This window comes from Mesorhizobium sp. M7A.F.Ca.MR.148.00.0.0, assembly GCF_003997735.1.
In the GTDB taxonomy this organism is placed as follows: domain Bacteria; phylum Pseudomonadota; class Alphaproteobacteria; order Rhizobiales; family Rhizobiaceae; genus Mesorhizobium.
In genome coordinates this window covers 7,841-15,551 of the sequence record NZ_RZTB01000126.1, presented here as the reverse complement: position 1 = coordinate 15,551, position 7,711 = coordinate 7,841, and the positions used below count along the sequence as shown (strand labels likewise).

The window sequence follows — 7,711 nt, the reverse complement described above, 5'->3', positions numbered from 1 at the left end:
CAGTATTCCGGCGTTGCCGTGAACGCTGTTTCCGGACTCGCTCATCTCAACGGGCAGACTGTCGACGCTCTGGCGGACGGCAAGGTCTACAAAGGCCTGACGGTGTCGGCTGGTGCTGTCTCCCTGCCTGGTGGTGCCACGGCTGCAAAATGGGCTGTGGGCCTGGCTTATGAGGCTGCGGCCGACACATTGGAACTGGACGTCGGCGGCAAGGACGGCTCGATCGTCGGCAGGCGCAAGAAGGTCGCCAAGGTCATTCTGTCCGTTTTTGAGACCGACACGACGGGCTTGCAGATCTCGTCGTTCATTCGCGGGCGCTGGGAGCCGGTTCGCATACCCTCGATCGTTGCGGCCGATGGCAAGGCGAACCTCTACACCGGCAATGTCGAGGTGCCGATCGACGATAGCTGGGAGGGGCAAGGCAGGGTGAAAATCCGCCACGTCAACCCGACGCCGTGCACCATCCGCGCGCTGACACCTGTTTTCGACGCTGAACCGTAGGGGCTAAATACATGTGCACCATTGCCCTACTCGGCATCGGCCTTTCCGTCGGCGGCGCTCTCATGCAGGGGCAGCAGGAAAAGCAGATGACTGACATGCAGGCCAAGGCCTACGAGCAGCAGGCACAGGCTGACGCTCAAGCATCTTCGTTTGAACAGTCGCAGGAGAAGCACAAGCAAGACCTGTTGGCAGCTAATGCCCGCGCACAGGTCGGCGCCTCGGGCGTCGCCGTCGCCGGCTCGCCGACAGAGGTGCTTGCCGCGAATGCCCGGCAGAACCAACTTGACCTCAAGGCCATTCAATACGGCTCGGCGCTCCGCCAGAACAACTTGAACACGCAGGCGTCGATCTCCCGCTTCAGCGGCAAGGAGGCGGTTGGAGCCAGCATCATCAAGGCTGGCAGCAATCTCGTTTCCGGTATCACGAACCTCTACGACCCGAAGAAGGCATTCGGGATCGGCGGTTCGGCGTTTGCATCATAAAGGGCTTTCATGGCTGTCATACCACTTCAGGTCGCCGAACGCCGCCTCGATACCGGCAACGTCGTTTCGTATCCGCAGGGCTCGCCAATTGGCGCCGCGGTGGAAGGTGCCGGCGACCAGTTTCAGGCGGTCGCCGAACGCGTGAAGGCTCGTCAGGATGAGCTGGACAAATTCAAGCGCATCACGGTCGAAAACTCCTATGACCAGGACATGGCCAACCAGGCGGCCGAAGCCGCACGCAACGGTGCTGCTGATGGTTCCGGCCTACACGACTCTATAGTCGGACAGGTTGATCCAAGCGGGAACGTTGTGAAGCCGGGTCTGTTCGATACGCTCGCGCAGAAGTACCGTGACCAAGTTCCGGAAAGTCAGCGCGGGTTTTTCGATGCGAGCCTTCCCGCAAAGCGGTTGCAATTGTCTGGCAGCGCCGCTTCCGCTCAATACGAGCAAGAGCAGAAATATGCCACGCTCGAGACCACGAAGATTCAGAACGGGATGATTGCTTCGATCCTGCAAATGGACCCGAACGACAGTGCGTCCTACGACGCATATAAGGCCAAGGGGCGCGATGCCATCCTTGCCAGCCCGCTGAGCCCGCTCGCGAAGCAGGCGACGCTGGACGGCTGGGACCAAGCTGCACCGAAGGCGCTTGCGGAGGCGATCAGCGCCCGCGACCCGGGAAAGCTACGCGAACTGTTTGGCATGGCCTCGCCGTCCGCTACCGACGGCACAGCAGTCGATGTCGTTACGGACAGGATCGTCGGCGTTGAAAGCGGCGGCGATCCGAACGCTGAAAATCCGAATTCGTCCGCCTCCGGTGTTGGGCAGTTCTTGGACTCGACATGGGTGCAGACCATCCGCCAGCATCGCCCCGATATCGCGGCGGGCAAGAGCGCTACCCAACTCATCGCGCTGAAGAAAGATCGCAAACTCGGCAGGGAGATGACGCGGGCCTACCAGCAGGACAATGCCGACTATCTTGCAAATCGAGGCGAGGCCACGACGCCCGGCAACATCTATCTTGCTCACTTCCTCGGGCCTGGCGGCGCGGTCAATACGCTCAAGGCAGACCCGAACACGCCCATTGTCGATGTCGTTGGACAGGATGTCGTCAACGCCAATCCATTCCTGCGTGGCAAAACGGCGGCCGACACGATCGCGTGGGCCGACAAGAAGATGGGCAGCGCTGGCGCTTCGGCAAAGCCGGACCCTCGCTTTCAAGGAATGTCGCCGGATGACATGCTGTCGCTCGCAAATCGAGACGACGTTGCATTCCGGCAGAAACAGACAGCGGATATTGCTCAATCGAAGGTCGAATATCAGGGGGCCAAAGATCACATCGAACTTGGCATCCGCACTGGCGAAATCCGAGATCCTGCCCTGATCCTAAACAGCAAGCTCAACGAAGGCGACCAGGCTTCGCTTTACGAGATGCTGAGGACTCAAAACAAAGACAGCGCGGGTGTCGACGCGATCATCGGCGCGATCGGCAGTGGTCAGAAGGTCTCGATCAACAGCTTCGACAGTGACCAGACCAAGATTGCTGACAAGGCCTTCGGGCAGTTTGTTGCTGGTGTAGCGCCAGAACAGCGGTCGGCGGCGACGTCGACCTATGTGTCGGCGACGGGGTACATTCCCGACCAGGTGCAGGCACAGCTTCGGCAAGGCGCCGCCTCGAAAACAGGGCCGGAACTGTCTTCGGCTCTGTCTCAAGCTGATGCACTGGAGCGGATCGCGCCCAAGTCGTTTGGCAACATTCCTGGCAGCGACGTGCAGACGAAGCTGACCGATTATCGGCATCTGGTGAACGACCTCGGCATGACGGGTGAGGCTGCTGCACAGGAGATCATTCGCCGCGCCGACCCGTCAACGAAGGCAAGCGTCGAGGTGCTGAAGCCCGCCGCAGAGAAATTCCTGAAGGGCTTGACCGTTGGCGACGTGACAAACGCGTTTGACAGTTTCACCGGTCCAGGTGGTGAGCCTGGCGCTGGTGTGATGCCGCAGCAGCCGACCGAACTGCTGGCCGAGTACAAGGAACTGGCAGGCGATGCATTCTATGAGACCGGCGGCGATGCCGGGATGGCGAAGGCTCGGGCTGTCGCGGCTATTCAGAAAAATTGGGAGGTGAGCAACGTCTCCGGTTCGCCAAACCTGATGCGCATGGCGCCCGAACTCTACTATCCGCCAGTCGGCGACAAGTTCGACTACCTGCGCGCCGATGCCATGCAGACAGCGCAAGCCTATGCCGACGAGCACAACCCCGGCCGCAAAGTCGAGAATGTCGCGATCAAGATGGGCGAGTGGACGCGCCGCGATGCCGAGATGATGCGCACCGACAAGAACCGGTTCCCGCGATACAAGCTCTACTACCAGTTCGAAGACCATGGTCAGACGACTTGGGAAGAGGCTTACGGCGCACCTTGGGGTGTCGATGCCGGCACGATCGACAAGGCACGCGAGAGTGAAATCGCTCAGCGCATGCAGACAGAATCGGAAGGCAGCGCGGTCGATGGTTCGATCCTTCGCCAAGCACAAGGCAAGGTACTCGATATCGTCACCGACCCGTATTCAAGCGACCTCACGAAGGCGTTGCAGGCTGAGACCACATCGGCCGGCGCACGGTTCCAAGTCGACGTTCGCAAGGATCAGCGAAAGCGTGCCGCAGCACCGCCGCTGTCGGCTGATGAGCAGCCGCCCGGCACTGGCGCATATGACGGCAGCCAGAAGACAGGCTTCGGGGGAAACTGATGGGCATTGTCACTTATCCCGACGATCCATTGCCGATCGACAAGTTTGGTGCGGTCGACTATCGCCCTGATCCGGACAAGGAGATCGCGCCCGATGTGATGACGGTCCTTGGCTCGGCCGTGCGCCAGAGCAATACGATCGGCTCAATGGCGTCGAACAAGATGGCCGGCGTCGACATCTATGCGCCGGAAGAAGGCTGGGACGGACGAACCGCTTACGAGCGCATCAAGGGCACGAAGTACGAACCGCACTGGGATCGCTTCGCGCCGCTGCAAAACAGTGTCGCCTTCAACGCAATGCAGTCGCAGATCGACATGGAAACGGAGGATCGCCGCAATGTGGATTCCGCTGGCTGGCTTGGAACGGCCTTCAGCGGCGCGGCCTCGATCATTGACCTTCCGACGCTCGTGCCTGGCGGCGAAGCGGTCACCGGTGTCCGACTGGGGCGGGCAGTGGTTCAGACCGGACTTCGCACCGCTATCGCTGGAGGCCTGAGCGCGACAGCATCTGAAATCGCGCTCCAGTCATCGCAGCAGACCCGGCCGCTCTCGGACAGCATCGTAGGCGTCGGCGCCGGCTTCGTCCTCGGCGGATTGCTGGGATCTGGAGCCGGAGCGCTGATGTCGGTAGCAGAGCGAAAGACGGCGTTGCGATCTGTCGAGAACGCGTTGAGGGAAAAAGTGCCGACTCCAGACGAGGTTTGGGCTGACGTGCAGGCTCAGAGCGGCGGCTCGGCGGCAGTTCCTCGGCCTAACCTGTCGGACTATGACATCGGCGATGGCATGGGCGCGAAGACCGTTGGTAGGGTGCAATCCGGCTTCAACCCTTTGCTGCGTGCTGCCCATAGCCCAAATGCGATCCATCGAGAAATCGTGTCGAATTTGGCAGAGACCGGCTTCTACATCGAAAAGAACGCTCGTGGAGAAGGCAACATCGCGGTCGAGAGCGCGGTAAAATATTGGGATCGGGGCGCCCTGACCAAGGGCCTGGACGATATGCGCACGATCTACAGCGACGCGCGCAAAAAGGGCCTCGGCATGTCGGCGGAAGATTTCCGCACGGCAGTCAGCAAGGCGATGCGTCGCGGCGATGTCGGCGAGAACGACGCGGTGTCGATGGCGGCGCAATCCTGGCGCAAAACGCTCTTCGAGCCTTTGAAGAACGAAGCCATCGCCGCCGGCCTGCTGCCGGCCGATGTAAGCGTCAAGACAGCAACGTCCTACCTCACGCGCCTCTGGAACTCGAACCGCCTCAATGCCGGCGAAGCACGCTTCAAGGCGATCGTGAAGCCATGGATCGATGACCAGCTATCGCATCTGGAATTCAAAGCTGACGAAATCAGGATCGGCAATCGCATCATCGACGCGGACAAGAAGCGCGAAGCGTTCGGCAAGACCAACGATCGCCTGGAGGGAATCGAAGGACGCCTGGCTGACCGGGAGAACGGCCGGCAGAGGCGAAAGAGTGCACTGACCCAGTTGCGTCAAGATCGTCTTGACGTGCTCAAGGAGCGCGCACCGGCCGCGCTGGTAACTACTCTGCGCGGTGCAGACGAAAATGCTGTGATGGTTGAGACGGTGAGGCAGGCTCGCGCTGCGGAGCGCTCGGCAGGCAAGAAGCAAACCTTCGCCGAAAGATCGCCGGTTTTGGCAATCATCAAAGCAAAGGGCGGTGCACGTGTCGGCTCCAAGCTGGACAACGAGCTGCGCGCCATGGGTGTCACGCCGAAGACGCATCCGGGCATGTTCGTCACACGGGGTGGCATCGGCGACGTCGACAACTTCGTCCACGCCGAAGATGAGATGTTCGCCAATCTCCCACAGGACGGCAATGGCTACGTCGATCCGCGATCGGTCATGGAAGCAGTCCGGTCGGAACTCGCGGGCAACCCGCTTCGCACGGCAGAGGAGGAGGCAGCAGCAGCGGCGGCCGACAATCTGGACCAGACCGCAGCCGAATGGCTCGATCGCGTTGGCCTGCCTCCGAATGCCACGGTGAAGGAAGTTCGCGACCATATCGGCCGCGTGCTGGCCGCTGAGCGCAACACTGAAGGGCTCGACACGCGCATTTCGCGCTTTGAGCAGGAGATGGAGGAATTCGATCGCACGACCGACGCCATCATCAATGAGCGCGACATTACCGCGATCGAGGCCAAGGGCCTGAGCGAGGAGGTGGCCAAGCTCGAAGCCGAACTGGATGCGGTAAGCGATATTGCGAACTCGTCGCCGCGCGTTTCGCTTGTGGTGGACTATGCGACGACCAAGCGCGATCTGTTTAAGGGCAAGCTCAAGGAGCGGTCGCTGAGCAAGCGGGTCGAGGCCATCAAACGCCTGGATGCGGAAGGCGGCGGTAATCCTGAAATTTTGGCTGAACTCGCTGCCAAGTCGGTCGATCTGGACCGGCTAAGGGCTGAGATCGAAGGATTGAAGGTGAAGGCCGACAAGCTGGAGCCGATGGTCCCCAAGGTGAAGCAGGAGATTCCCGAATTCGTTTCGCCGGAGGATCGCGCCGACTATGTGAAGGGCATCGTCGACGACATCTTCTCGCAGCTCACCGGTCGGGCCAATCAGGGCATGCCGTCCTACGACATGACGATGTCGTCTCGCGGTCCTTTGAAGGAGCGCACGTTCAACATTCCCGACGAGTTGATTGAGGACTTCCTGGAGCACGACATCGAACTGATCGGCCGGCGCTATGCCCGCGTCATGGCAGCCGACGTCGAGCTGACGAAGATGGACAAGCGCCTCGGCGGTGAAGGCAAGCCGACCCTGAAAAGCCAGCTTGACCGGGTTACAGCCGAATATCTGCAGATGCGCGAAGCAGTGCAGGCGTCGACCGAGTTGGACGAGGCGGCCAAGACCAAGGCACTCGACGCGCTGAAGAATAGCGAGAAAAGCGACATCGAGGACGCTGCGGCGATCCGGGATCTGCTGCGCGGACAATACAAGGTGGATGCCCAACACACCAATTTCGCTCGTGTTCTCCGCGTCGCCGGCACGTTCAATTTCATGCGGCAACTCGGCGGTGTCGTTGTGTCTTCGCTCTCCGATGCTGTGCGGCCGGCCATGGTGCATGGCATGGGGCGATACATGAGCGAAGGTATTGCGCCCCTGCTCGGGAACATGAAGGCGATGAAGCTGGCGGTCGCAGACGCCAAGTTGCTCGGCGCCGTGACGGAACAATCACTGCAATCTCGCCTGGCGACAATGGCAGAGCTTGCTGATCCATACGCGCATAACTCGCCGTTCGAACGCTTCGTCGATAATGCGGCAAACGTCTTCTCGAAGATGACCCTGCTGCCGTTCTGGAACGACATGCACAAGTCGATTGCCTCGGTTCTCATTCAGAACCGGGTGCTGAGGAACGTCCAGAGTAAGGACTATGGTGCGCTCTCGGCGGCTGAACGTCGGTACATGGGTTTTCTCGGCATCAACACTGACATGGCTGATCGCATCGCCAAGCAGTTCAATGACTTCGGTGATGTGCAGGGAAACGTGCACATTCCCGGCCTGGAGCGCTGGACCGACGACGAGGCGGTTCGTGCTTTCGCTGCTGCGGTGAACAAGGATACGGATTCGACCATCGTCACGAAGTCGGTGGCCGATGTGCCCCTGTTCGCTCACACTCCTGCTGGGCGGGCGCTAATCCAATTCAAAAGCTTCGCCTTGGCTTCCAACCAACGTGTCCTGATGCGCGGGCTTCAGGAGGGGCCGGGCTCGTTCATCACCGGCACAGTCGCAATGACGACCTTCGGGATGCTGACATACATGATGAAGCAGATTGAAGCCGGTGGCGATCAACGTGTTCTGTCGACCAATCCCGGCACATGGCTGGCTGAAGGGCTAGACCGCGCCGGCATTTTCCAGATGGCGTTTGAGGTGAACAGCACTTGGGAAAAGCTCGGTGCGCCGGGCATCTACACCCTGGCTTCGGTCCTAGGCAAAAAGGTCAATCCAGACGCCGACATGCGGCAGCAAGCT

3 protein-coding genes and 1 pseudogene are annotated in these 7,711 nt (G+C 60.5%); all 4 read left to right on the top strand.

Translation table 11 applies throughout. The features are described from left to right. Positions 1-501 (top strand): annotated as a pseudogene (locus EOB49_RS38055) (hypothetical protein); the annotation flags it as partial. Positions 502-512: 11 nt separating this feature from the next. After that, on the top strand, positions 513-983 hold the full coding sequence (locus tag EOB49_RS28720; protein ID WP_127382963.1) for a hypothetical protein: 471 nt from the start codon (positions 513-515) through the stop codon (positions 981-983). A 9-nt stretch (positions 984-992) separates the two neighbouring features. Beyond that, positions 993-3,731, top strand: coding sequence for a hypothetical protein (locus tag EOB49_RS28715; RefSeq protein ID WP_127382962.1), 2,739 nt, complete (start codon positions 993-995; stop codon positions 3,729-3,731). Then, positions 3,731-7,711 (top strand): hypothetical protein (locus EOB49_RS28710; RefSeq protein WP_206526154.1); only part of this gene is annotated, 3,981 nt, incomplete at its 3' end. The genes EOB49_RS28715 and EOB49_RS28710, both read left to right, overlap by 1 nt.